The organism is Butyricicoccus sp. OF27-2pH9A, from assembly GCF_027693185.1.
GTDB lineage: Bacteria > Bacillota > Clostridia > Oscillospirales > Butyricicoccaceae > Agathobaculum > Agathobaculum butyriciproducens.
In genome coordinates, this window is sequence record NZ_JAQEXK010000016.1 from 24,857 (window position 1) to 47,744 (window position 22,888).

Here is a 22,888-nt window from a genome sequence, read left to right on the forward strand (position 1 = left end):
ATTGCATTCTCTGCATACATTCCTGCATTTGCACGATACTATTGTAAGTGAACCTGCAAAAAAATGCAAGAGCATATGGGTGCAAATTGCAAAAAGACAGGGATTCCCTTAAAAAATCAGAGGTTCTCCTGCACGTCGGCAGCGATGTCCTGCAAATAGCCGATCTCCTCGTCGGTCAGCTCGCGCCATGCACCGCTCTTGAGGTGCGGGTCGAGCGGCATCGTGCCCATTGCCACGCGCTTGAGGCGGCGGACCTCCAGACCGCACTTCTCGCACATTTTGCGAATCTGGCGGTTGCGGCCCTCGTGGATGGTCAGGCGCAGCTTGGCGCTGATTTCGTCACGGTCAATGGTAACAACCGTTGCCGGACGGATGCTGTAGCCGTCAATCTCCATCGGCTCTGCGAGCTTCGGGATGTTTTCCAGATTGCCGCGTACGCGCACCTCGTAATGCTTCTCTACCTCGTGGCGCGGATGGGTCAGCGCGTTGAGCAGATCGCCGTCGTTGGTCAGCAGCAGCAGACCCTCAGAGTTGTAGTCCAGACGGCCGACCGGCACGACACGCGCACCGCAGCCGCGTACCAGATCGGCAACCGTCTTGCGGCCGTGCTCGTCCTTCATCGTCGTGACGTAACCGCGCGGCTTGTACAGCATTAAGTACACCTTTTCCTCGGCACCGCCGATGGGCTTGCCGTCCACGAAAATTTTGTCACGGCGCGGATCGGCCTTGTCGCCGACCGAAGCCTTTTTGCCGTTTACCGTTACGCGGCCGTCGTCGATCCAACGCTCCGCCTCACGGCGGGAGCACAGGCCTGCCTGAGCCAGTAATTTCTGCAGTCTTTCTTCCATTTATGTTACCTCTTTCGTTTTGTTCTATTGTTTTAATGGAAAATGAATGTGTCGCCTTACAGGCGGAATTTAATTACGCCGCGCTGCGGCGATTCCGACGCGGCGCGGATGAAACTCGCGCAAGGATAGCGTCATTCTCCATTCTCCATTTTCAATTCTCAATTTCTAAACCGTTCCATAATGCGTTCAACGAAGGATTTTTCTTCCGCCGGAAGCAGCGATTCCCCGCCGTAAACCAGTGTATCCCGAGCCAGCACGCAATCCCCGAGCCGATATTCGACCGAACCTGCCTGTGCCGTCTTCACGACCGGTGCATAGCAGATTTTTTCGCCGTAGCGCACGCGCTGCAGTTTCTCCTTTTCACCCGGCAGCAGATATGCCGTCACAGTATTCTTCGCTGCGAGCGGCACGGACGCGGTATCGCCGCCGAACACGCGCACGTTTGCGATCGTGTCTCCTGCCTTATGCAGCGTGACCTCGCTGTACTGCGCAAAACCGGCGTCGAGCATCTCCATGTGGTCGTTCCAGTCGTTCGGGTCATTGAGCGTCACCGCGATGATGGTGCGCCCGCTGCGCTCAGCTGCCGAGACCAGACACCGCCCTGCCGCCCGCGTAAAGCCGGTTTTCACGCCGATCGCGCCATCATACATGCTCAGCAGACGGTTGTGATTGCTCAGCGCGTGCCCGCTGACCGTGCAGCTTTTTGTCGAGACGATCTGCCGGAACACCGGGTCCTTGAGCGCCGCCGCGGTGATTTTCGCCAGCTCATGCGCGGTGGTGTAGTGCGTGTCGGACGGCAGGCCGTTCGGATTGTCGAAATGCGTGTCCGTCAGACCGAGTTCCGCCGCTTTGGCGTTCATTTTGCCCACAAAGGCGGTCATGCCGCCGCACTCTCCCGCGATGGCGACCGCCGCATCGTTGCCGGACGCGAGCATGAGCCCGTACAGCGTATCCCGCAGCGAGAGTGTCTCACCCGCTTTCAGGTACATGGATGAGCCTTCCACGGCGGCATACTCCGGCTTTACGGTATACACGCGGTCAAGGTCACCCTCGCTGAGCGCGACGAGTGCGGTCATGATCTTGGTGGTGGACGCCATCGGCAGGCGGCTGTCCGCGTTCTGCTCGAACAGCGTTTCGCCCGTGTCCGCATCGATCACGACCGCCCCCTGTGCGCTCACCGCGCCTGCCCTCGGCAGAACGAGCAAAAGCGCAAGCACGCAAAACAGCTTTTTCACATTGCACCACTCCCCGCATAACAAAACCTACTCAGCATTCACGCGAGTAGGTTTTGCGGGAAAACGCGGTTTTATTCGTCGCCGGACAGGGTTTCCGCCACTTCAGCTGCGTCCTCGGTCTTGCCCTTGAAGCCGCTGACGAAATTGGACACCTTGTTGATCGCACCCGGGATCATCTCGACCAGACGGTCCACCGTGTCGGACGCCTGTGCGTTGATGCCGAGGATGTTGGCGCTGCCGTCCCTGCCGATGACAAGGAAGCACACCGGCGAAACCGTCACACCGGCGCCGCTGCCGCCGCCGAACGCAAGCGGAGACCCGCTTGCCGCGTGCTTGGACGCGAACTCGCTGCCGCCTGCGCCGAAGCCGAACGACACCTTGGAGACCGGGATAACGGTCGTGCCGTCCGCCGCTACGATCGGGTTGCCGATAATGGTATTAACATCCACCATTTCCTTGATTTTGGACATGGTTTCGGTCATCAAATCGCTGATAGGATGATGTTCACTCATAATTTTCGCCTTCCTTTATACGTTTTAACTGATCATTTGAAATATTTCTTGTACAGCTGATACATTGGCTTGCCATGCCGCAGCAGCACTCTGATGAGCGATATCGGCCGTATCGAGCAGTTTACGGTAAATGCCCACTCGGTATGGTCAGCATTGAAGTCCGCGTCCGCGCTGACATGGTAATCCTGCATATCGAAAGTATTCTCCAGGAACGGAACAATGATTCCGCAGAGCGCCGCAGTCTGCCCGAGCAGAATGCCGGTCTGCGCCGCATCGTCCGTGCCGATAACTACGCGCGCCCGCAGTCTGCTGATGCGCAGGCGGTCGGTCAGGTCGCTGAGGAAATCGCGCACCGTGCCTGCGATCTCACCGACATCCAGTCCGTCCTTCGGCAGCGAAAGACCGAGCTTTCCGCTCGTTTTCTTTTCGTTTTCCTCGGTTTTCTTCTTCTCAGCTTTCGTTTCCTCTTTTTTCTTTTTCAGGTGGCGCGGTCTCGGGTACAGCGGAATGCGAACCGGCCCATACCGTGCCTCCACGCTCACCTCGCCGGTCACGCCGACGGCTTCAATGCCTGCCCGAATGTTCAGCAGCACCAGCACAATCACCAGTGCCAGCAGTACAATTCCAAGCAGAATGCCTAAAATCCAGAGTAAAACCGTTCCCATAGGCGGTCACTCCGTTTCCGGCGGCACAGGCTCGCCGTTCAAGAAGCGCAGCTGCTCGCCAGGCGGCGTCTCGTGCAGCGTGCCGTCCATGTTCAGCTCCATCTGCTCGTTTTCTTCAAGCGCGGGCAGCGCCGGAAGGTCCTCGATGCTTGCCAGTGAAAAGCTGCGCAGAAACTGGTCGGTCGTGCGGAACAGCATGGGCTTTCCGGGCACGTCCAGCCGTCCGGCCTCCTCGATGAGTCCCTTTTCCGCCAGACTGCTCACCGTGTTCGATGAATCGACACCTCTCAGCTGGTCGATGAACGCGCGCGTTACCGGCTGGCGGTATGCGATGATGGTCAGCACCTCAAGCGCCGCAGGCGACAGCGCAGGCGGTCTGCGCGATTCGGTCACGCGGCGCACATACGGCCCGTACATCGGCCGGGACGCCAGCTGCAGCTTGTCCTCGATACGCAGCAGCATGATGCCGCGGTTCTCGAAGTCGTAGCGGTTCTCAAGTGCAGCCGCCGCGTCCAGCAGCTCCGCCGGTGCGGCCTCAAGCGCCGCGGACAGCCGTTCAAGGGTAACCGCATCGCCTGCCGCGAACAGCACGGCCTCCAGTCCGGCCTCGAGCGCCGTCATGCTGCCGTTATTTTGTGTTGTCATTTGTCAGCATCAGCTCCATCTCCTCGCCGTCCCCTTCCAAACGGATTCGGCGGGTCTTGGATAATTCCAGCACAGCCAGAAAGGTAGCCACAATCTCCGAGCGGTTTCCCGCATCGTCGAACAGACGCATAAACGGCACGCGCATCCGGTACAGAAAGCGCTTGAGGATTGCGGTGACGCGTCCCTCTACCGGTGCAGGCTCCCGCCCGACAATGCCCTGAAACGAGGTCACCGGCGGCGGCAGACGGCGCTTGGTGCGGCGCAGCATTTTGTTTGCCGCGCGGATGAGATCGTTTACCGTGTGGTGATACTCCACCGGCGCATCATCCTGCCGTTCGGGCGGTTTGACGTAGATATCACGGCCGGTTTCGTTCCTTTCCGCAAAAAACGCAGTCGCGCTCTTGAGTCTCTGGTACTCGAGCAGCATTTCGACCAGACCCGCTCTCGGGTCCTCCTCGGCCTCGTCCTCCTCGTGCTTCGGCAGCAGCATCCTGGACTTGATGTACACCAGCTGCGCCGCCATTGCGATAAAGTCACCGGCAACGTCCAGATCCATGTGCTCGGCCTCGTGCAGAACCGCCATGTACTGCTCAAGGATTTCCGCGATGGGGATATCGTAAATGCTCACCTTGTTTTTGGAAATCAGGTGCAGTAGCAGGTCGAGCGGCCCGTCAAAGTTGTCTAAATGAAAATCCATAGCTTACAGAAACAGGCTGACGAAGTTTACCGCCAGCATGAGAACGCCGTTGCCGACCCAATCCATAATACCGTCCAGCCAGCCGAACCAGAGCGCCACGATAAACACAAAGAAGATGATATTCTGGTACTTCTGCAGCTTGAGTGACCACGAAAACGGCATAAATGCGTCAACGACGCGCGAGCCGTCCAGCGGGTGCACCGGAACAAGGTTGAACACACCCAGACCGACCGACATGCTCGCAACGATGAGCAGAAACTGCGACAGCGACCACAGGAACGTATTCGTCATGTTCATGCGCACCACAAAATACAGGCAGTACGCGATAAAGGCGGTGATAAAGTTGGATACCGGACCGGCAAGCGCAGTCAGCGCCATGCCCCAGCGTCTGTTCCTGAAATTGGCGATATTGACCGGCACCGGACGCGCCCAGCCGAAGCCGAACAGCAGCAGGCACAGGAAACCGATCGGGTCGATATGCGCCATCGGCGACAGCGTTACGCGGCCGGAATCACGCGCGGTACGGTCACCGAGCAGATAGGCAGCACCGCCGTGCGCGGTCTCGTGGATGGACAGGCACAGCACGATCGCGGGCAGCGAAAGCGCCAGTGTGATAAATGCGGAGCGGATATCGCCGCTCATCAAAGCTCTCCAAAGCAAGCTGTTTCCTCCATTATTGCAGTGATTCTGATTCTATATTACCCTATAATGGATTATTATAACACGGATAGCGGTTGTTGTCACCCGAATATTTGTTCTGTACAACATTCGGCAGGATTTTGTCGTTTAATCGCAGGGCGGGGCGCTCCGGAGTGCCCTGCCCTGCAGGATAACTTACCGAATGGATAATATCTTTGCTGCATAATTCTCCACTCAGTAAGTTTTAGCAGCACATTAACGGATTATCTGCTATAATTAACTTGTACATTTATGCACTTGGAGGCTTCGACATGAAACGGCAGGACGGTAAACCGCGTTTATTCTCGTTTACACTGCGGGATTTCCTTATTTTCGCGGCGATATTTATCTGTGCACTGGTGCTTTGCACCTTGCTGCGCCGCTCGGACATCAGCGACGGCTTCGCCTCTCCGGTATTTGTTCTCGCGGTGCTGCTCATCTCGCGCTTCACAAACGGATATCTGTTCGGCACGCTTGCCGCATTCCTGAGCGTTATCGGCATCAACTACATCTTCACCTTCCCCTACTGGGAATTTAACTTCACGATGACCGGCTATCCGCTGACGTTTTTCGTCATGCTGTGCGTATCGCTCATCACCTGCACGATGACCACCAAGATCAAGCAGCAGGAGCAGTTTCGCATGGAGAGCGAGCGCGAGAAAATGCGTGCCAACCTGCTCCGCTCGGTCTCGCACGACATCCGTACGCCGCTGACCTCCATCATTGGTTCAACCTCGGCCATTCTGGAAACGCCCGACCTGTCTCTCGAACAGCAGCATCAGCTGCTCGAGGATGTGCGCGATGACGCGCAGTGGCTGGTCCGCGTGGTGGAAAACCTGCTGTCCATCACCCGCATGGGCGAGGACACCCGGATCACCAAGCAGCCTGAGGCCGCCGAAGAGGTGCTCGGCGAGGTCGCCCGCAAATTCCGCAAGCACTATCCCGGCGTCAAGATATCGGTGGCTGTGCCGGATGAGCTGCTCATCGTGCCGATGGATGCGATCCTCATTGAGCAGGTCATGACCAATCTGCTTGAAAACGCCGTTCGACACGGCAAAAACACCACTCATATTGCGCTCTCTGTGCACCAGGATGGCGAAAACGCCGTCTTTGCCGTGCAGGACAACGGCGGCGGCATCCCGCCCAAGCTGCTGCCCGTGCTGTTCAGCGGAACGCTGCGCCACAGCGACACGCCCACCGGAGACGGCAAGCGCAATATGGGGCTGGGACTTTCTGTATGCAACGCCATTGTCCGCGCACACGGCGGCACGATGCACGCACAAAATAAGGACGGCGGTGCGGAATTTATCTTCTGCCTGCCGATGATAGAAAAGGAGCCGGAACTGCAATGAACATTCGAGAAAAAATACTCATCGTGGAGGACGAAAAGAGCATTGCGCACTTTATCTCCACTATTTTGAACTCCAACGACTACGAAACGCTGCTGGCCCGCTCGGGCAGCGAGGCGAAGACCATGATCTCCTCGCACTGTCCGGATCTGGTCATCCTCGATCTCGGTCTGCCGGATATGGACGGCATTGACGTCCTGCGCGAGCTGCGCTCGTGGTCGAGCCTGCCGGTGGTGGTAGTTTCCGCCCGCTCGCATGAGCACGATAAGGTGCAGGCGCTCGATCTCGGCGCGGACGACTACCTGACCAAGCCGTTCGGCACCGCCGAGCTGCTCGCGCGCGTGCGCACCGCCATCCGCCACACGAGAACCACCTCCGCGAACAGCGAAATCGCCCGCGAGGGCACCTACACGGTCGGTGAAATGACCATCGACTATAACAAGCATCAGGTGCTCGTCCGCGGCGAGAATGTCCACCTCACGCTCAGCGAGTTCCGTATCGTTGCGCTGCTCGGCAAGTTTGCCGGCAAGGTGCTTACCTACGATTACATCATCAAGGAGCTGTGGGGACCGCGAGCCGGCGGTGACAACCAGATCCTGCGCGTCAATATGGCCAATATCCGCCGCAAGATCGAGAAAAATCCTGCCGAACCGGAGTACCTGTTTACCGAGGTCGGCGTGGGATATCGTATGGCAGAGAATTCCGAACAATAACGCGATATGCCGTATATAACGACATGCAGATGATTTACAACGGCGGGATGAGGTCATCCCGCCCTACAATTTAATTTATTTTATACCAACAAAAAAACCCGAGTCAAACGATTCGGGTTTTTTCATATAGTTTAGGTAAACTCCGTCGGCGAATAGCTGCCGTCCGCGATCTGCTGCGCGACTTCATCCGTCAGACCGTTGTAGACAACGCCCGGCTCCAGCGTGATGCCGTGAATTGCGGCAAGCTGAGAAACCGTTACAAATGCGTAGGTCTTATCCGTGCGGCTCTGCAGCTCGTCGATCGCTGCCAGCGCACCCCGAACCGAAGTCTCATACAGGTCGTGCATCAGGACAACATCGCCGTCCTGCGCCTGCTCCACGATGACCTTCTTCACATGATCGGCATCGCGGTACTTCCAGTCCTCGGTGTCCACGCTCCAGTTGATGATCGGGTAGTTCAGCTCAGCAGCTACCGCCTTGACATCCGAGTTGACGCCGCCGCCTACCGGACGCAGCACCTGCGGTGCCTGCCCCGCAATATCCTTGATCGCATTGGTCGCATCGTCAATCTGGCTGCGGATGTCATCCGTGCCGAGGCCGGTCAGGTGGCACATCGGATGATTCATGGTGTGGTTGCCCAGCTCATGGCCTTCGTTTACCATGCGCGGCAGCACATCCGATACCTCGGAGACACGCTCGCCGACCATCAAAAACGTAGCGACTGCGCCGCGCTGCTTGAGGCCGTCCAGCAGATAGTTGGTCAGGCCGTTCGGATAGCCATCCTTTTTGCCGGTCGGGCCGTCGTCAAACGTCAGCGCGATATAGACATCGGCCTCCGGTATATCGCCGTCCACGGCATCGCCCAGCTTATCCTTCATGTTCTTGAGGTATGCCTTCTGGCTGTCAAAGCCGTCAAGCGTTACGCCGGTGAACGAGAATACGCCGTCACCGAGATCGGTATACGTTTTGCCAAGGATCGCCGCAAGCACCTGCGGAGAAACGTAAAAGCGGTTCTTATCCTGATCCGTGTAGGTGGAGAAGCCATTGCCGGAGGCGCGCTTGCCGTCCACCTTGGTCTTGCCGTCGTCCGCATCCACGGTCGCGGTGGATTCGCCGCAGGTGACATTCCATGCCCCCTTGCCGTCGTCCTCGGCCTTGCCGCCGAGCGCGGTCATCGCAGCCTTGAGCGGGATATACGCCGTGCCGTCCTGATCGAGCACACCTGCACCCAGCTTTTTGCCTTCTTCCACCATGTGCTTGGTGCTGCCTTCATAGAGCAGCTGATCCGAGCCGGTTCGCATAACGATGCTGCCGCTCATCACCTGTCCCTCGGCCGGGCCGAGCACCTTGAGCGCATCATCCGTAATTTCACCGATCTTCTTATCGGTCAGCGCCTTTTTCGCCTGACTAATGATGATCAGATCGCCGTTTTCGGCGGCAACCTCGCCGGTCTGCCACGAAAGTGCCTGACAGATATCCTTGACCGGCGCATAAACCACGCCGTTCTTCTCCACCGGTGCGGAGGCAAAGGTCTCGGTCGCGTCACCGACGTGCAGGTTTGTATCACTGAGCTTAATTGTCAGCACGGTCTTTTTGAGCGTGATCGTGCCGGATTTGGCATTCTCGTCCCAGTTCAGCTCCAATCCAAGGTTATCGCACAGCGAGCTGATGGACGCCATGCCGTTGCCCTGACTGTCACGGTAGGGCGCAGCGTCAACCTGTATCGTCTTGCCGTTCTTATATGCATTCGTGTTTCCCACCTGATACACCAGCACGTTGTTGCTGCTGACCACGTTTCCGACAATCGAGCGGACCGCCCGCACACCGAAGAAAATGACCGCAATGATCAGAATGATCAGGGCAAACAGCACACCGTAGTGACTGTTGCGCCGTCTGCGTCTGCGCCCTCTTCTATGCGGGCTGCGCGGCGCCTGCCGCGCCGATTCATATGCCATTTTTGTCATCCTTCCTATCCTTTTTATAATATATGCTGCTAAGATATAAGTATACCACCTTTCGACACAAAGCGAGGTTACAGTTCTGTTACTTTTTACAGCTTCCGTCCGCGCTTTTTTGTCCTTTTCTGACGGCAGACTTACGGCAACACCGCACAATTAAAGCAGCAGTTCCTTGCGCGAGTTCCGTCCGCGCTGCCGCGGCGCTTTGCCTTACAAATCCTCGCCTGCACTCCAGTTGACAAGATGAGGCGACTTTTTCGGCTGCACAGATGCCGGGTCGGGCACCTTTACACCGAAGAAATCATACCACTGACCGCACTGCTCGCACTGCCAAGCCGTTGCTTCGGTTTCGTCCATGATGAAAATCTCGTTTCCGCATTCACAATTCAGAATTGTCATTATACTTCCTGCTTTCCTGCTGTTATATTTCTGCTATCAGTATAGCACAAGCCGCGCATAAAGTCGAATGCCAGCGCAAAGAAAAAGGGAGTGTTTCCACTCCCTTGAGGCTGTCGAAAAACTATCGTTTTTCGAGCAGCCTCTCGCTCGAAACCACGCTTTCGAGCGAATACTGAAGAAAAACCGCGCCCTGACGGGCACATTTTTTCTTCCCTTGTATAAATTCCGAGATACACAAGGTGAATTGCCGCATAGCGGCAAGAGAGGGTGGTCTGGACCATGCTCCCGGAATTTATGAATTTGCTTTGCAAATTCTATTTTATGCGTGCTGCCGCACGAAGCACAAGAGCCGAAATGCTGCTTTTTGACAGACTGAAGGGAGTGTTTCCACTCCCTTTCTGTGCGGTTACGGCAGCCTGAGCAGTCCCGCCTCGCGCAGACTGTTGAGCAGCTCGTTGAACCGTGCAACGATGTCGTCCGCACCGGTTGCGTCTGCTACCGATGCCGCCGGTTCCGGACTTGCACCGGCAGGGCCGGTCGGGCCGGTTGGGCCAACTGCGCCTGCTTCTCCGGCCGGGCCTGTCGGGCCGGTCGGGCCGACTGCGCCCGCTTCACCCGCGGGGCCGGTCGGGCCGGTCGGGCCAACTGCGCCTGCTTCACCTGCAGGGCCAGTCGGGCCGGTAGCGCCGACTGCGCCTGCTTCACCTGCAGGTCCGGTCGGGCCGGTTGGGCCAACTGCGCCTGCTTCACCTGCGGGGCCGGTCGGGCCGGTTGGGCCGACTGCGCCTGCTTCACCTGCGGGGCCGGTCGGGCCGGTTGGGCCAACTGCGCCTGCTTCACCTGCGGGGCCGGTCGGGCCGGTGGCGCCAACTGCGCCCGCTTCACCTGCGGGGCCTGTCGGGCCGGTCGGGCCAACTGCGCCTGCTTCTCCCGCGGGGCCTGTCGGGCCGGTTGGGCCGGTTGGGCCGACTGCGCCTGCTTCACCTGCGGGGCCGGTCGGGCCGGTTGGGCCAACTGCGCCTGCTTCACCTGTGGGGCCGGTCGGGCCGGTGGCGCCAACTGCACCCGCTTCACCTGCGGGGCCTGTCGGGCCGGTCGGGCCAACTGCGCCTGCTTCTCCCGCGGGGCCTGTCGGGCCGGTTGGGCCGGTTGGGCCGACTGCGCCTGCTTCACCTGCGGGGCCGGTCGGGCCGGTTGGGCCAACTGCGCCTGCTTCACCTGTGGGGCCGGTCGGGCCGGTGGCGCCAACTGCACCCGCTTCACCTGCGGGGCCTGTCGGGCCGGTCGGGCCAACTGCGCCTGCTTCTCCCGCGGGGCCTGTCGGGCCGGTTGGGCCGGTTGGGCCGACTGCGCCTGCTTCACCTGCGGGGCCGGTCGGGCCGGTTGGGCCAACTGCGCCTGCTTCACCTGTGGGGCCGGTCGGGCCGGTAGCGCCAACTGCGCCTGCTTCTCCCGCGGGGCCTGTCGGGCCGGTGGCACCGGTCGGACCGGTCGGTCCCGGGAAGCCCGGCGGTCCCGGAGGACCCGGAATGCCTCTCGGCCCCATTGGCCCCATCGGTCCCCTTTCTCCTCGCGGTCCGCACGGACCCGGAGGTCCGGGAGGTCCGGGAGGTCCGGGAGGTCCCATCGCGTCCGGTCGGCCGTTGCCCATCACCGCATCGCACACGCGCTCCTGCCAGCGTTCGCTCGGGCGTTCCCAGTTGCCGCAGCAGTCCTGTCGATCGTTCATGTCGTTCTTCCCTTCCTTCCGATTTGCCGGAAAACTCCGGCAGTTCAGTCTATGCCGAAGGCGGCTTTGCGGTGAGACCCTGCGCGGCAAAATACCGCCGGTTGTACGCCACCGCCGCCGACTGCGGACGCACAAGTGCTGCCCTTTCGTTCCAGGCACAGGCTTGCTTTGGGTCTCCCAATTTGTCCCAGCAGACGCACAGGCCGAGTGCCGGCGCATAAGCACAGGCGTTCACATCAACAAAGCCGTGCGGCGCTGTGCTTGCGGCTCGAATGGCGGTTTCGTACCAGAACACCGCCTGTCTTGCGCGGTTATCCGCGTATTCGAGGGCTGCAAGCGCACAGCACACGGCACTGCGCGGCACCTCCAGTGCAAACGAGCGGGTCAGTGCCCGCTTTGCCTGCTCGCGCTCACCGAGGGCGGTCAGCGCCTGCGACAGGCCAAGGCACGCATCTATTTTGTTCTCCGTCCAGCCGTCTGGCATCGCAAGAAAGGCTTCAAACGCTTCGACCGCCTGTACGTACCGTTTATGCGCCAGCAGCTCGCGCGCGTAATAATAGCTGCCGCGTGCATCCAGCTTTTCCCCCTTGGCGAGCAGATTTTCGTAGATTTTCAGGTTGCGGTCGGAGTACGCGCACGGCGGCTTGCGGTGTGTCACCGCCGCGTCTCCGTACCGGATGTTCCCGCGCGGCACAATGCACTCGTGCACCGCACCCTGCCATCGAAAATGCGCAGACGTTTTCAGCAGCCGCTCACGGTAACAGAAAAACGTCGGTCTGCCCTGCTCATCAAAGCCGGTGTGGTACGGCAGCATGACGACATCGGCCGTGCCGTCCAGCTCCGCTTTGAGCGCAAGCAATTTCTGACGGTCGGACGACAGAAGCACATCATCTGCATCCAGCCACAGCGTATAGTCCATGCGCGCCTGCGCAAACGAAAAATTGCGTGCAGCGGAGAAATCATCGCACCACGGAAACGCCTGCACAGTGCCATATTTTCGGGCAATTTCCCGCGTTTTGTCGGTCGATCCGGTGTCCGTGATGCAAATTTCATCCGCAATGCCGCGCACGCTGTCCAGACACCGCGCGAGCACCTTCTCCTCATTGCGTACGATCATGCAAAGGCTGACGGTCGCCATGGCATCCCCTCCCATCCAGTCTATGCAAGGCGAATGAAGGTTGCCAATCTGCACGGATTTTGGTACAATGAGAAGAGTAAATCACGGAAACGGAGAGATTTTTCGATGGAGACCGAAGTAAAGCTGACCAAACTTGCAGGCTGCGCCGGCTGCGGCGCAAAAGTCGGTGCCGGAACGCTCGTACACCTGCTTGAAGGCTTTCGCACGCATACCGACCCGCGTTTGATCGTCGGCTATGACAAGAGCGATGACGCAAGCGTGTATGTGCTTGACGAGAACACCGCGCTCGTGCAGACGACCGACTTCTTCCCGCCCATCGTGGACGATCCGTTCCTGTACGGACAAATCGCTGCTGCCAACGCGCTCAGCGACGTGTACGCCATGGGCGGTGAGCCCAAGCTCGCGCTCAACATCATGTGTCTGGCGCAGAGCATGGACGATCATACGGTGCAGGAAATTCTGCGCGGCGGCTACGACAAGGCCTACGAGGCCGGCGCGATCATCACGGGCGGCCACACCATTCAGGGTGCCGAGCCGATTTACGGACTGGCGGTTTCGGGCTTCGTGCATCCGAAAAAGGTGCTCACCAACAGCGGTGCAAAGCCGGGTGATGTGCTGATTCTGACCAAGCCGCTCGGCGTTGGCGTGCTGACCACGGCAGCAAAAGCGGATCTGGTTGAAAAGTCCGTGCTTGACCGCATCTACCGCCAGATGGCTGCGCTCAATAAGGCCGCGCGCGATGTTATGGTGAAATATCCGGTGCACAGCTGCACGGATGTCACCGGTTTTTCGCTGCTCGGCCACAGCTTTGAGATGGCACAGGGCAGCGGCGTTTCCGTGCACCTTCGCGCAGACGACGTACCCTATCATGCAGAAGCGTACCCGCTGGCAGAGATGGGACTGATTCCGGCAGGCGCGTACCGCAACCGGCAGTATGCGGAAGCCGGCGTATGTATCAAGGGTAAGGTTTCGCGCACCCTGCAGGATTTGTTTTACGACCCGCAGACCAGCGGCGGTCTGCTGTTTGCCCTGCCGGAGCAGGACGCGCAAGGCTGTCTGGATGAACTGCAGCAGAGCGTGCCGGAGGCGAAAATCGTCGGGTATGTTACCGAGAAACAGGAGTTTTCGATCTATTTGGAGTAAATTGAAAACTGGGGATGGAGAATTGAGAATGGAAAATCAACGCGGTGGTTGACCGTTTTCTTTTGAAATAGAACCCAATCAAAAACACCCCGAACCACAGGTTCGGGGTCAGTCTGTCGAAAAAGTCGTATAGTCAGCAGTTTTCAGTATTTCGCGCGGCAGCGCGCATAAAATAGCATTTGCTCTGCAAATGCTCAAAAAGGGGGAGCATGTATCACCATTTTTGAACTTCTGGAGGGAGAAAGTTTCTGTATAGGAACTTTCGGACGACTTTGGAACGGCCCACGGTCCGTTCCTGCTTGTCGGCGAAACTGTAGTTTCGCGACAGCCTCACCCCGAACCACAGGTTCGGGGTGTTTTCTATTCGGAGCAGAAACTGAAATCTGACATTCCATCCTCCATTTTTAATTCTCCATTATTCTTTCCCGCCCTGCAGGATATAAATTCCATGCTCAACGGGTTCGAGCACGGCCTGCAGGTTTTCGCACGCACCCTTGGGACTGCCCGGCAGATTGATGATCAGGCTCGTGCCGCGAATGCCCGCTGCCGCGCGCGACAGACACGCCTTCGGCGTAATCTGCATGGACGCTGCCCGCATGGCCTCCGGGATACCCGGCGCGAGCTTTTCGCAGACCTTGATGGTCGCCTCCGGCGTTACATCGCGCGGTGCAAAGCCGGTGCCGCCGGTGGTGACGATGAGTGCGAGCTTCTCCTCGTCGGCGGCACGGATGAGCGCGGACTCGATACGCGGCTGCTCGTCCGGCAGCACCTCGACCGCACCGACCGCGTAGCCTGCCCGCTCGAGCAGATTCTTGACGGCAGGGCCGCTCAAATCCTCCCGCTCACCGCAGAACGACCGGTCGCTGACCGTGATGACCTTAGCTGTCAGCATATCATACACCTCCGAAGCCGCAGTGCGGGTAAGTGCAGACCTCACAGCCCAGGCACAGACCGCCTTCTCCAAGCGTAACAAAATCGCGCCTGGTCAGCCGCACGCCCGCCGCGATGCGCGGCAGCACCAGATCAAAAATGGTGGCCTTGGCGTACATGACGCATCCGGGCAGACCCATCACCGGACGGCCGTCCGCGTAATAGCCCAACAGGAACATGGCGCCCGGGAGCACCGGCGCGCCGTAGGTGACGATATCCGCGCCGCTCTGTTTGATCGCACCCGGCGTGGAATCGTCCGGGTCAACACTCATGCCGCCGGTGCACAGAATCATATCGACCGGCTTGTTTTTCATCTGCTCGATGGCCGCCGCAACGTTCTCTATGCCGTCCTCGACCAGAACGTGCTCGGTCATTCTGATGCCGAGTGCAGCCAGCTTTCGTTCTACAACCGGCGTGAAGCTGTCCGGAATACGGCCCTTTGCGACCTCGCTGCCGGTAGTGACAACGGCTGCTGTTTTCAGCGTAAACGGGCGGACTTCCAGAATCGGCGTGCCGCCCGCCGCCTGCTCAGCCTGCCGCAGCTTCTTCTCCTCGATCACGAGCGGAATCACGCGCGTGCCGCACAGCTTATCACCCGGATGGACGATGCCGTTGCCGCGTCTGGTGGCGATCATGATTTCGTCAATACTGTTCACCGCATTCAGTCGTTCGGTATCGACCAGAAAAACGCCGTCAATGTCCGAAGAAATCTCGATTTTTCCCTCTTTTGTCTCGCTTTTGCGCATATCGGCGTTCTGACAGAGCGCACACAGCCGCTCTGCCGCGTCATTCTCGTGCAGAAAACCCGGCTGCAGCTCCCATACGTAAAGCTGCTCCTTACCCATCGAAAGCAGCACCGGAATGTCCTCCGCGGTGACGATGTGGCCCTTGCGGAAGCGCGGCCCCTTGCTCACGCCCGGGATGATCTGCGTCATGTCGTGGCACAGAACATGACCGACCGCGTCCTCGGTTTTGATACATTTCATGGCTTTTCCTCCTCGATCTCGTCACCGGCGGTGATCGTGCCGCCCGTCAGCACAATGGCAAAGATACCGTCGGTCGGCATGACGCATTTGCCCGTCAGACGGCGGATTTCACAGTCATTATGGCATTCCTTGCCGATTTGCGTCACTTGCAGACGCGTTTTTCCTACGCGGAGCACCGTACCGACCGGTAAATGCTTGAGGTCAATCCCTTCGGTGAGGATGTTCTCTGCAAAGTCGCCCGCATGGAGCGTCAGGCCGGTTCGGCGCATTTCGTCCACGCTCTCCTGCGCCAAAAGGCTGATCTGGCGGTGCCAGTTGCCCGCGTGCGCGTCACCGATGATGCCGTGGTTTTCTTTCACTGTGATACGCTCCACCGGGTGCTTTTTTGTTCCTTTATGTTCACTAATACAAACTGCTGTTACTTTTGCCATGCTACTCTTTCTTCTTCCAATTCGTTAGTATACGGCGGGATGAGGTCATCCCGCCCTACAAATACCATAGTGTTATATCGTGCTATAATGAAAAAATAAATGCACTAAATGCAGCCTTATCGGCTCATTTTCCATTCTCAATTTTCCATTATTTATCCCCCGATTTGGCTCATGCCTCTCCGGCTTTCACTCGGCTGCCCGGATTGCATATGGTGGCTGACCGGTTTCCCGAACATACCCTCGCGCAGTGCGCGTTCAAGGTTTTCGCCGTGCAGACCGCGCAGCGGAATCTCCTGCGCCGAGTGCAGGCACGGTTTCAGCCTGCCGTCTGCGGTAACGCGGATGCGGTCGCAGTCGGCGCAGAAACGGTGGCTCATCGGGCGGATCAGACCGATTTTCCCCTTCCAGCCGGGCATTCGGTACAATTCCGCAACGCCTTCATTCGGCAGACGCTGCAGCTCCGGCATGGCGTGCAGCACCGCGTCCGCAGAGAGAAACCGCTCACGCGGCCAGTCCGCGCACTCACCGATCGGCATGAGTTCAATAAAGCGCACCTCATATTTTCCGTCCTGCGCCAGCTGCGCCAGTGTCGGAATCTCATCCTCGTTTACGCCGCCGAGCAGCACGGCATTCAGCTTTGTGCCGCGGAATCCGGCGTGCCGCGCCGCGTCCAGACCGGCCAGCGTATCCGCGAGCGAGCCGCCGCGTGTCAGCGACGCGAATTTATCCTTATTTAAGGTATCCAGACTGATATTCAGCCGGTCAACCCCCGCTTGTTTCAGCTCTGCGGCGTACTGCGGCAGGAGTGCGCCGTTGGTCGTCATGGCAAGCTCCCGCACACCATTGATGGCACGCAGACTGCGGCACAAGTCCACAATGCCGCGCCGCACGAGCGGCTCTCCGCCGGTCAGCCGCACCTTGCTGACACCGAGCGAAACTGCCGTCCGCACGATCTCGGTCAGCTCCTCGAACGACAGCATTTCGCTGTGCTCCCGCTTGCACACGCCTTCGGCGGGCATACAGTACCGGCACCGGAAATTGCACCGGTCGGTCACCGACAGCCGCAGATAGCGAATATTTCTTCCTTGATTATCCAGCATTTTGCTCACTCCGTCAGCGGCATGACGTCCTCTGGGCGGACGTACAGCGTCAGCTTTTCCGTGCCGGAAAGCGTCTCCCAGACCGCCTTATCCAGCTCCCACCGCAGCCTGCCTGCGCCTGTCGTCTGCAGCATGACCACGGTCGAAAACGGGTTCTCGACCACACGCTCCACCGTACACGGAATGGCGTTCTCCGCGCCATCTGTAGTGAAGTAATGCGCCCGAATCCCGACATAAGCGGTATCCTTCGGCACATGCAGTGCGGTTTTGAGCGTTACGTTCCAGTCCTTGCAAAACAGGGTTCCATCCTGTTTTACCTCGGCGGCAGAGACATTCTTGCAGCCGGAGATCAGCGCAGCCCCCATGGTTGCCGGTGCGCGGAACAGGTTCTTGACCGTCTCCTTCGGGTCGGATTTTCCCTTATTCAGCACGCACACCGTATCGCACAGGCGGTAGACCTCATCGCGGTTGTGCGTGACGAACAGCGTGCCGCACGAAAGATTTTTCAGGATGTCCGAAAGCTCCAGTTCCACCTGCCATTTCAGGTACGCATCGAGCGCGGAAAACGGCTCATCGAGCAGCACAAGCTCGGGCTGCCCGACCAGAATGCGCGCCAGCGCGCACCGCTGCTGCTGTCCGCCGGAAAGCTGACTCGGGCGGTTGTTCTCCAGTCCCTCCAGGCGGAACGCGTGCAGGACCTCCCGCACCGCCTGTTCGCGCTCGTTTTTCGGACGGGCGTGCGCGCCTGCGCGGATGTTCTGCTCGACCGTCATGTGCGGAAACAGCGCGTACTGCTGAAACAGGCAGCCGACTTTTCGCTTCTGCGGCGGCAGGTCGATTTTCTTTTCGCTGTCGAACAGCACGCGCCCGTTCAGCTCGATATGGCCCTTATCCGGCCTCACGATGCCTGCGATGCACCCCAGCGTCATGCTCTTGCCGCAGCCGGAGGCACCGAGCAGCGCCATCACTTCCCGCTCAGCGGTGAAATGCACGTTCAGGTGAAAATCTCCGAGCGTTTTCTCGATATCCACGATCAGTGCCATGCCTTACGCACTCCTCTCTCCCGCTTTTCGAGCAGATTGACCGCCAGCAGCACCACCGCCGAGATGGCAAGGTTGACCACGACCCACTTGAACGCCAGCGCGTCATCATTCGTGCGCCACAGCTGATAGACCGTCGTCGAAATGGTCGCTGTACGTCCGGGCGTGTAGCCCGCCACCATGGATGTTGCGCCGTACTCACCGAGCGCACGCGCGAACGCGAGCACCGTTCCCGCAAGGATACCCTGCCTGCAGCAGGGCATGCGCACCCGCCAGAAAATCCAGGTGTTCGAGCGGCCGAGCGTGCGGCCTGCGTCGGCAAGCGTTTCGTCAAAGCTCTCGAACGCACCGCGCGCCGTGCGATACATGAGCGGGAAAATGACAACGGCGGTTGCGAAAATCGCCGACCACCAGACCATGGTCAGCTTGAGATTAAAATGCGTGAGCGCCCATGCGCCGACGGCTCTTTTCGGTCCGAGAACGCGCAGCAGCAGATAGCCGACCACCGTAGGCGGCAGCACGAGCGGCAGCGTGAACAGCACATCCAGCACACCTTTGAGCACGCGCGGCAGACGCGCAACATAATAGGCCGCCGCAATCCCCGCGAAGAAGATGATCACTGTGGAAATGAGCGCGATACGCAGCGAGTTATATAATGGATACCAGTCCATAATCGTCTCCTTTTGCAAATAAAGGCGAGAGATTGCTCCCTCGCCTTTCTATTGTATCAGATTATGCCAACGTGGTAAAGCCTACGCTCTCGAATACCTTGCCTGCTTCATCGGTGGTCAGATAGTCAAGGAACGCCTTCGCCTTGTCTGCGTGCGTGCTGTTCTTGAGCACGGCTGCCGGATAGACAACCTGACCGCACATATCAGCTGTTGCCTCGTCAACCGTGTCGAGACCTGCCGAGAATGCGTCGGTTGCATAGATAATGCCGCAGTCCACCGCGCCTTCGCTTACCTGCGTGGTAACTTCCTTTACGTTGGAGCCGTAGGTCAGCACGCCTGCATCCGCCAGCGCCTTCTCGTCCAGCTTGTAGAAGCTGAAAATCTTCTGGGTGTACTGACCGACCGGTACGTCGCTGTTGCCGATGGCAAGCAGCACGTCACCGCTCTTCAGCTTTTCCGCAAGATCGTCAAAGCTCTTGATGCCCTTCGGGTTGCCTTCCGGCACAGCCAGTGTTACCTTGTTCTCGAGCAGGTCGATGCGGGTGCCGCTCTGCAGCTCATCCAGACCGTCCGGGTTCTTGTCGGTGTCACCCTTGAGAGAGCCGTCGAGTGCGTTCATCTGCTTGGGCGCTGCGGAGATGAATACGTCGCAGTCCGCGCCCTCCTTGATCTGGGTGAGCAGGTCGCCGGAGGAGGCAAAGTTGAACGTCAGGGTGACGTTCGGGTCAACGCTCTTGTAGTCCTCTGCGATCCAGTTCAGGGTCTCGGTCATGGAGGCCGCCGCAAAGACGGTCAGCTCTGCGGAATCTGCAGAACCCGTGTCCACAGCTGCGCTGTCGCTGCTCTGGGATGCACCGCAGCCTGCCAGCATTGCCAATGACAGAGCCGCTGCTGCAAATCTTGCAAAACAGTTCCTTTTCATTGGGTTTTCTCCTCTATTTTATGATTTCTTAATGCAAGACGTTGGAAAAGTGAAGCAATGCTTCCAGTACACCGCCGCCGACCGCAAGCGCCTTATCGGATGCGGTATCGCAGTTTTCACGCTTGCCGCGCGGATCAACGTCACCGGATTTCATACCCTCATGTACGGGTACGCCAGCCTGCAGCAGACCGCGCAGACAGCCGGCGATGGTGGTTTTCATGGGTTTTCCCGCAACGTACGCGATGGTGTCTCCCGTCTCGACCAGATCGCCGATCTCACGGCACGGCTCGAACAAGCCGTCTGCCGGGGCACGCAGAACGCGCTCTGCCGCGTGGCCGCCGATCACACCGGGAACGCCCGTATTCGGCAGCGGCGAACCTGTATACAGCACCCGTCCGAGTGTATGCCCGCGCATGGTCTCAACCGCCGCGTGACAGTCCACGCCGGCCGTAAAGCCCGGACCGACCGCAATGACGATCGGCGCATCCGTGATGTGCGTACCGAGGTTTTTCTTCGCCAGAATCGCGTCCACCAGAGCATCAGGGTGCAGTTCCTGCACACAGCTTGCCGCCGGATCGGCCAGCACAGCAATGATGCCCTGTTCGGTCAGTGCTGCCGCCTCGGCTGCGGTATCGGCTCGGCGTGCATGCACGCCCTCAACGACTGTTTCGCCCAATCGAATCGCTTCCGAAAAGCATACTGTACGGCGGATCGACGTTGGCTGCGGCAGATCTGTCAGCACCAGACGAATGCCCGCACGGTACAGCCGCAAGGCAATCCCCGTGGCAATGTCTCCCGCACCGCGTATCACGACTAACATGGCGTTTTCCTCCGTTTATCTTCGTTGTATTTTACAAACTATAACGATTGCTACCGATGATTATAGCGTATCGGTCGAGTGAAGTCAATATTTTTTCTGTGTGGCAGACATGATATAATACTATTATAAAAGCATGGTTGCAGGGCGGGGTGACCTCCCCCCGCCGCATATAACAACATGCAGATAATTTACAACGGCGGGATGAGGTCATCCCGTCCTACGGTAAACATGGTTGTATTAGGTGGATTTATGAAAACATGTGAACAATTACACATTATAAAAGGCATAACCGCCGTGATCGGCAGCGGCGGAAAAACAACTTTACTGCGTATACTGGCCGAAGAATTATCCGGAACGGTGATTTTGACGACTTCCACACACATTTTGCCGTTTGCGGGCATTCCTCTGTTGGTGACGGATGACATTGAACAGGTCCGCCGCGCACTTGCGCTTCACCGCGTAATCTGCATGGGCACGCCTGCCGCTGAGGGCAAGCTGACCGCGCCGGCACTTCCCTTTTCCGTGCTCGCGGACGCCGCTGACTATGTGATTGTGGAGGCCGACGGCTCCAAGCGGCTGCCGCTCAAGGCACACGCCTCGCATGAGCCGGTCATACCTGAGAATACACGCAAAACCGTGTGCGTCGTGGGCGCATCCGGGTTTGGAAAGCCGGTCGAACAGACCGTACACCGACCGGAACTGTTCTGTGCGCGCACCGGTGCACACATGAGCGGTATTGTCACGCCGGAGCTGGCCGCGCAAGGCATTATTGCAGAACACTTAGCGGATATCGTTGTGCTCAATCAGGCGGAGACTGTATCCCCAGAAATAGCGAAAAGATTCACAGAAGCACTGAAATCTAGCGGATTTACGGTTGTTTGCACAACATTAAATCACACTTTAGAGTAAATCACCGTATTCATTTTCCATTAAAAAGAACCGCACAATGTGCGGTTCTTTCTTATTCCATTCCTACAGGTTTGTCGCTGTTAAACTTGGTTTTGATTGCAATATCCGTATAAAGCAGTTCTTTTTCCGGTGTTTTTTTGTTCTGCAGGTAGTCAAACAGCAGGAACGGCGGCCGGTAGCCCTGCTCGAATGCCTTCTGATCGAGCACAAAACTCAAGCTATCTGACTGGAGCAGTTCCATATTCATCGGGTTGAGGTCGAATGCAACGACCTTGACCTTGCCCTTTCGGCCTTCTTCCTCTACAGCTGCGCACGCACCGGTCTGTCCATTGGACGCAACGTAAATACCGGTCAGGTCAGGATTGGCACGCAAGGCGTGCTGCGTAATCTCGTGGGCATAGTCATCTCGGTCGAAACACGGCTGAAATGCTAACAGTTCAATTTCGTTTCCTGTTTCGCCGTTAATGGTATCCATAAATCCGTTTAATCGGTTATTATGTGCGGTATTATTCAAGTGTCCCGCCAGCGGAAGCACCTTGCCGCCCTCGGGCAGCATCAACCGAAGCAAGCCTGCGGCGGTCTGTCCGGCGCGGTAGTTGTCCATACCAATGAACGCAAGACGCCTGCTGCCCGGTGCATCCGAGTTGAGTGTGATGACCGGAATGCCCTGTTCGTACAGTTCATCAATGCACTGGCGAATCTCCGGCGAGTTGTTCGGCGCGATAGCCAGTCCCTGCACGCCTTGTGAAACCAGCTCTTCAATGTGTTCAAGCACCATTTCGGTATCCAGACCGCGGTTTTCGCGCATGATCAGTTCCACGCCCGAGGCGGCAAGCTCCTCTGCGGCGCGCTGCACGCCTGCACGCACGATCTGCATCGTCGGCGTCTCGGTGGACTGCAGAATCGCACCCAGCTTGAACTCCCGGCGGGATTTGACCAGTGCCTGTCCGATCAGATTCGGTTTATACCCTAATTCTGCTGCAATTTTGTGAATCTTAGCCGCTACTTCGGGGTTTACGCGCCCTCGATTGTGCAGCGCACGGTCTACCGTACCGCGGGATACGCCTGCCAGCTCCGCGATCTGCTGTGCGGTTACAGCCATGTTTTTTCCTCCTTATTCTGTGATAGAAAGCACCGTAGCTTTCATTGTGCGGTGTTGCCTCACCACATTCTTTTTTCTTTATTTACAGTATAGCACACTGCACGCATCTTGCAACTATTTTTTGCGTGTATCCCCGCTTAAATTTACACGTTTCCGTTTTTGTACGGCTTATTTACAAACAAATCGTCTATTTTTCGTGCAGTTTTACCAATATAGTGCACGCCTTTGCACGCATGCTCACGAAAATAAATGTCCTTTCGCACAAAAA

The 22,888-nt window shown here is 58.2% G+C and carries 24 protein-coding genes; 4 read left to right on the plus strand and 20 right to left on the minus strand.

The annotated features are described in order from the left end of the window. Window positions 1-116: 116 nt before the first annotated feature. The 7 genes from PG722_RS11365 to PG722_RS11395 form a co-directional block, all read right to left on the minus strand. Window positions 117-848, minus strand: a complete 732-nt coding sequence (locus tag PG722_RS11365) for a pseudouridine synthase (protein ID WP_119214806.1) — start codon at window positions 846-848, stop codon at window positions 117-119. 158 nt (window positions 849-1,006) lie between these two features. Then, the gene (locus PG722_RS11370) at window positions 1,007-2,083 is read right to left on the minus strand and encodes a D-alanyl-D-alanine carboxypeptidase family protein (protein WP_270580603.1); all 1,077 of its coding nucleotides are present in this window, start codon (window positions 2,081-2,083) and stop codon (window positions 1,007-1,009) included. A gap of 71 nt (window positions 2,084-2,154) precedes the next feature. Further along, on the minus strand, window positions 2,155-2,595 hold the full coding sequence (gene ytfJ / locus PG722_RS11375) for a GerW family sporulation protein (RefSeq protein WP_118761931.1): 441 nt from the start codon (window positions 2,593-2,595) through the stop codon (window positions 2,155-2,157). A 32-nt stretch (window positions 2,596-2,627) separates the two neighbouring features. Beyond that, window positions 2,628-3,260: a DUF2953 domain-containing protein gene (locus PG722_RS11380; RefSeq protein WP_270580604.1), complete on the minus strand. Its 633-nt coding sequence runs from the start codon at window positions 3,258-3,260 to the stop codon at window positions 2,628-2,630. Between the two features lie 6 nt (window positions 3,261-3,266). After that, the gene (gene scpB, locus PG722_RS11385; protein WP_243022957.1) at window positions 3,267-3,905 is read right to left on the minus strand and encodes an SMC-Scp complex subunit ScpB; all 639 of its coding nucleotides are present in this window, start codon (window positions 3,903-3,905) and stop codon (window positions 3,267-3,269) included. Continuing rightward, window positions 3,889-4,602 carry a segregation and condensation protein A gene (locus PG722_RS11390; protein WP_270580605.1) on the minus strand — a complete coding sequence of 238 codons (714 nt, stop codon included), beginning with the start codon at window positions 4,600-4,602 and terminating at the stop codon, window positions 3,889-3,891. Before PG722_RS11390 ends, scpB begins: the two co-directional genes overlap by 17 nt. Before the next feature lie 3 nt (window positions 4,603-4,605). Further along, complete coding sequence (locus PG722_RS11395; RefSeq protein WP_147331152.1) at window positions 4,606-5,262, minus strand: site-2 protease family protein; 657 nt, start codon at window positions 5,260-5,262, stop codon at window positions 4,606-4,608. A gap of 290 nt (window positions 5,263-5,552) precedes the next feature. On the opposite strand from PG722_RS11395, the gene PG722_RS11400 reads away from it, so the two are divergent. Both PG722_RS11400 and PG722_RS11405 read left to right on the plus strand, forming a co-directional pair. Next, complete coding sequence (locus PG722_RS11400) at window positions 5,553-6,632, plus strand: sensor histidine kinase (protein ID WP_270580606.1); 1,080 nt, start codon at window positions 5,553-5,555, stop codon at window positions 6,630-6,632. Further along, window positions 6,629-7,342 carry a response regulator gene (locus PG722_RS11405; RefSeq protein WP_117492305.1) on the plus strand — a complete coding sequence of 238 codons (714 nt, stop codon included), beginning with the start codon at window positions 6,629-6,631 and terminating at the stop codon, window positions 7,340-7,342. Before PG722_RS11400 ends, PG722_RS11405 begins: the two co-directional genes overlap by 4 nt. A gap of 131 nt (window positions 7,343-7,473) precedes the next feature. Here PG722_RS11405 and PG722_RS11410 read toward each other — a convergent pair whose 3' ends face one another. The 4 genes from PG722_RS11410 to PG722_RS11425 form a co-directional block, all read right to left on the minus strand. Beyond that, complete coding sequence (locus PG722_RS11410) at window positions 7,474-9,297, minus strand: polysaccharide deacetylase family protein (RefSeq protein WP_270580607.1); 1,824 nt, start codon at window positions 9,295-9,297, stop codon at window positions 7,474-7,476. Between the two features lie 213 nt (window positions 9,298-9,510). Then, the gene (locus PG722_RS11415) at window positions 9,511-9,699 is read right to left on the minus strand and encodes a hypothetical protein (RefSeq protein WP_110436632.1); all 189 of its coding nucleotides are present in this window, start codon (window positions 9,697-9,699) and stop codon (window positions 9,511-9,513) included. Between the two features lie 406 nt (window positions 9,700-10,105). Beyond that, a complete protein-coding gene (locus PG722_RS11420; protein ID WP_270580608.1) occupies window positions 10,106-11,428 on the minus strand; it encodes a hypothetical protein in 1,323 nt (440 codons plus the stop codon). Window positions 11,429-11,477: 49 nt separating this feature from the next. Then, entirely contained in the window at window positions 11,478-12,566 is a 1,089-nt protein-coding gene (locus PG722_RS11425; RefSeq protein WP_118564641.1) for a tetratricopeptide repeat-containing glycosyltransferase family 2 protein, read from the minus strand. A 105-nt stretch (window positions 12,567-12,671) separates the two neighbouring features. On the opposite strand from PG722_RS11425, the gene selD reads away from it, so the two are divergent. Then, on the plus strand, window positions 12,672-13,709 hold the full coding sequence (selD, locus tag PG722_RS11430; RefSeq protein ID WP_270580609.1) for a selenide, water dikinase SelD: 1,038 nt from the start codon (window positions 12,672-12,674) through the stop codon (window positions 13,707-13,709). Between the two features lie 415 nt (window positions 13,710-14,124). Here the strand turns inward: selD and PG722_RS11435 are convergent, their stop codons facing one another. The 8 genes from PG722_RS11435 to yqeB form a co-directional block, all read right to left on the minus strand. Further along, a complete protein-coding gene (locus PG722_RS11435; RefSeq protein WP_188886797.1) occupies window positions 14,125-14,601 on the minus strand; it encodes a MogA/MoaB family molybdenum cofactor biosynthesis protein in 477 nt (158 codons plus the stop codon). A gap of 1 nt (window position 14,602) precedes the next feature. Continuing rightward, entirely contained in the window at window positions 14,603-15,625 is a 1,023-nt protein-coding gene (locus PG722_RS11440; RefSeq protein ID WP_270580611.1) for a molybdopterin-binding protein, read from the minus strand. Next, a complete protein-coding gene (locus tag PG722_RS11445; protein ID WP_270580612.1) occupies window positions 15,622-16,056 on the minus strand; it encodes an MOSC domain-containing protein in 435 nt (144 codons plus the stop codon). The genes PG722_RS11440 and PG722_RS11445 overlap by 4 nt, the downstream gene beginning before the upstream one ends. A gap of 152 nt (window positions 16,057-16,208) precedes the next feature. After that, complete coding sequence (gene moaA, locus PG722_RS11450) at window positions 16,209-17,156, minus strand: GTP 3',8-cyclase MoaA (protein ID WP_270580613.1); 948 nt, start codon at window positions 17,154-17,156, stop codon at window positions 16,209-16,211. 5 nt (window positions 17,157-17,161) lie between these two features. Next, the gene (locus tag PG722_RS11455) at window positions 17,162-18,199 is read right to left on the minus strand and encodes a sulfate/molybdate ABC transporter ATP-binding protein (protein ID WP_270580614.1); all 1,038 of its coding nucleotides are present in this window, start codon (window positions 18,197-18,199) and stop codon (window positions 17,162-17,164) included. Beyond that, on the minus strand, window positions 18,190-18,867 hold the full coding sequence (gene modB, locus PG722_RS11460) for a molybdate ABC transporter permease subunit (RefSeq protein WP_117752212.1): 678 nt from the start codon (window positions 18,865-18,867) through the stop codon (window positions 18,190-18,192). Before modB ends, PG722_RS11455 begins: the two co-directional genes overlap by 10 nt. A 61-nt stretch (window positions 18,868-18,928) precedes the next feature. Beyond that, the gene (gene modA / locus PG722_RS11465) at window positions 18,929-19,789 is read right to left on the minus strand and encodes a molybdate ABC transporter substrate-binding protein (RefSeq protein WP_270580615.1); all 861 of its coding nucleotides are present in this window, start codon (window positions 19,787-19,789) and stop codon (window positions 18,929-18,931) included. Window positions 19,790-19,817: 28 nt separating this feature from the next. Continuing rightward, complete coding sequence (gene yqeB, locus PG722_RS11470; RefSeq protein WP_270580616.1) at window positions 19,818-20,609, minus strand: selenium-dependent molybdenum cofactor biosynthesis protein YqeB; 792 nt, start codon at window positions 20,607-20,609, stop codon at window positions 19,818-19,820. A gap of 249 nt (window positions 20,610-20,858) precedes the next feature. Between yqeB and yqeC the strand changes: the two genes are divergently transcribed. Then, entirely contained in the window at window positions 20,859-21,518 is a 660-nt protein-coding gene (gene yqeC / locus PG722_RS11475; RefSeq protein ID WP_270580617.1) for a selenium cofactor biosynthesis protein YqeC, read from the plus strand. A 52-nt stretch (window positions 21,519-21,570) separates the two neighbouring features. Here yqeC and PG722_RS11480 read toward each other — a convergent pair whose 3' ends face one another. Continuing rightward, the gene (locus tag PG722_RS11480) at window positions 21,571-22,620 is read right to left on the minus strand and encodes a LacI family DNA-binding transcriptional regulator (RefSeq protein ID WP_118361888.1); all 1,050 of its coding nucleotides are present in this window, start codon (window positions 22,618-22,620) and stop codon (window positions 21,571-21,573) included. Between the last annotated feature and the right edge of the window lie 268 nt (window positions 22,621-22,888).

Bases quoted from the DNA above. Each gene is read 5' to 3' on its own strand.
- modA (WP_270580615.1), bottom strand. From the start codon at position 19,789: ATGAAAAGGAACTGTTTTGCAAGATTTGCAGCAGCGGCTCTGTCATTG.
- PG722_RS11480 (WP_118361888.1), bottom strand. From the start codon at position 22,620: ATGGCTGTAACCGCACAGCAGATCGCGGAGCTGGCAGGCGTATCCCGC.
- PG722_RS11410 (WP_270580607.1), bottom strand. From the start codon at position 9,297: ATGGCATATGAATCGGCGCGGCAGGCGCCGCGCAGCCCGCATAGAAGA.
- PG722_RS11440 (WP_270580611.1), bottom strand. From the start codon at position 15,625: ATGAAATGTATCAAAACCGAGGACGCGGTCGGTCATGTTCTGTGCCAC.
- PG722_RS11445 (WP_270580612.1), bottom strand. From the start codon at position 16,056: ATGGCAAAAGTAACAGCAGTTTGTATTAGTGAACATAAAGGAACAAAA.
- moaA (WP_270580613.1), bottom strand. From the start codon at position 17,156: ATGCTGGATAATCAAGGAAGAAATATTCGCTATCTGCGGCTGTCGGTG.
- selD (WP_270580609.1), top strand. From the start codon at position 12,672: ATGGAGACCGAAGTAAAGCTGACCAAACTTGCAGGCTGCGCCGGCTGC.
- yqeB (WP_270580616.1), bottom strand. From the start codon at position 20,609: ATGTTAGTCGTGATACGCGGTGCGGGAGACATTGCCACGGGGATTGCC.
- PG722_RS11390 (WP_270580605.1), bottom strand. From the start codon at position 4,602: ATGGATTTTCATTTAGACAACTTTGACGGGCCGCTCGACCTGCTACTG.
- PG722_RS11405 (WP_117492305.1), top strand. From the start codon at position 6,629: ATGAACATTCGAGAAAAAATACTCATCGTGGAGGACGAAAAGAGCATT.
- yqeC (WP_270580617.1), top strand. From the start codon at position 20,859: ATGAAAACATGTGAACAATTACACATTATAAAAGGCATAACCGCCGTG.
- PG722_RS11455 (WP_270580614.1), bottom strand. From the start codon at position 18,199: ATGGCACTGATCGTGGATATCGAGAAAACGCTCGGAGATTTTCACCTG.
- PG722_RS11420 (WP_270580608.1), bottom strand. From the start codon at position 11,428: ATGAACGATCGACAGGACTGCTGCGGCAACTGGGAACGCCCGAGCGAA.
- PG722_RS11380 (WP_270580604.1), bottom strand. From the start codon at position 3,260: ATGGGAACGGTTTTACTCTGGATTTTAGGCATTCTGCTTGGAATTGTA.
- scpB (WP_243022957.1), bottom strand. From the start codon at position 3,905: ATGACAACACAAAATAACGGCAGCATGACGGCGCTCGAGGCCGGACTG.
- modB (WP_117752212.1), bottom strand. From the start codon at position 18,867: ATGGACTGGTATCCATTATATAACTCGCTGCGTATCGCGCTCATTTCC.
- PG722_RS11435 (WP_188886797.1), bottom strand. From the start codon at position 14,601: ATGCTGACAGCTAAGGTCATCACGGTCAGCGACCGGTCGTTCTGCGGT.
- ytfJ (WP_118761931.1), bottom strand. From the start codon at position 2,595: ATGAGTGAACATCATCCTATCAGCGATTTGATGACCGAAACCATGTCC.
- PG722_RS11425 (WP_118564641.1), bottom strand. From the start codon at position 12,566: ATGGCGACCGTCAGCCTTTGCATGATCGTACGCAATGAGGAGAAGGTG.
- PG722_RS11365 (WP_119214806.1), bottom strand. From the start codon at position 848: ATGGAAGAAAGACTGCAGAAATTACTGGCTCAGGCAGGCCTGTGCTCC.
- PG722_RS11415 (WP_110436632.1), bottom strand. From the start codon at position 9,699: ATGACAATTCTGAATTGTGAATGCGGAAACGAGATTTTCATCATGGAC.
- PG722_RS11400 (WP_270580606.1), top strand. From the start codon at position 5,553: ATGAAACGGCAGGACGGTAAACCGCGTTTATTCTCGTTTACACTGCGG.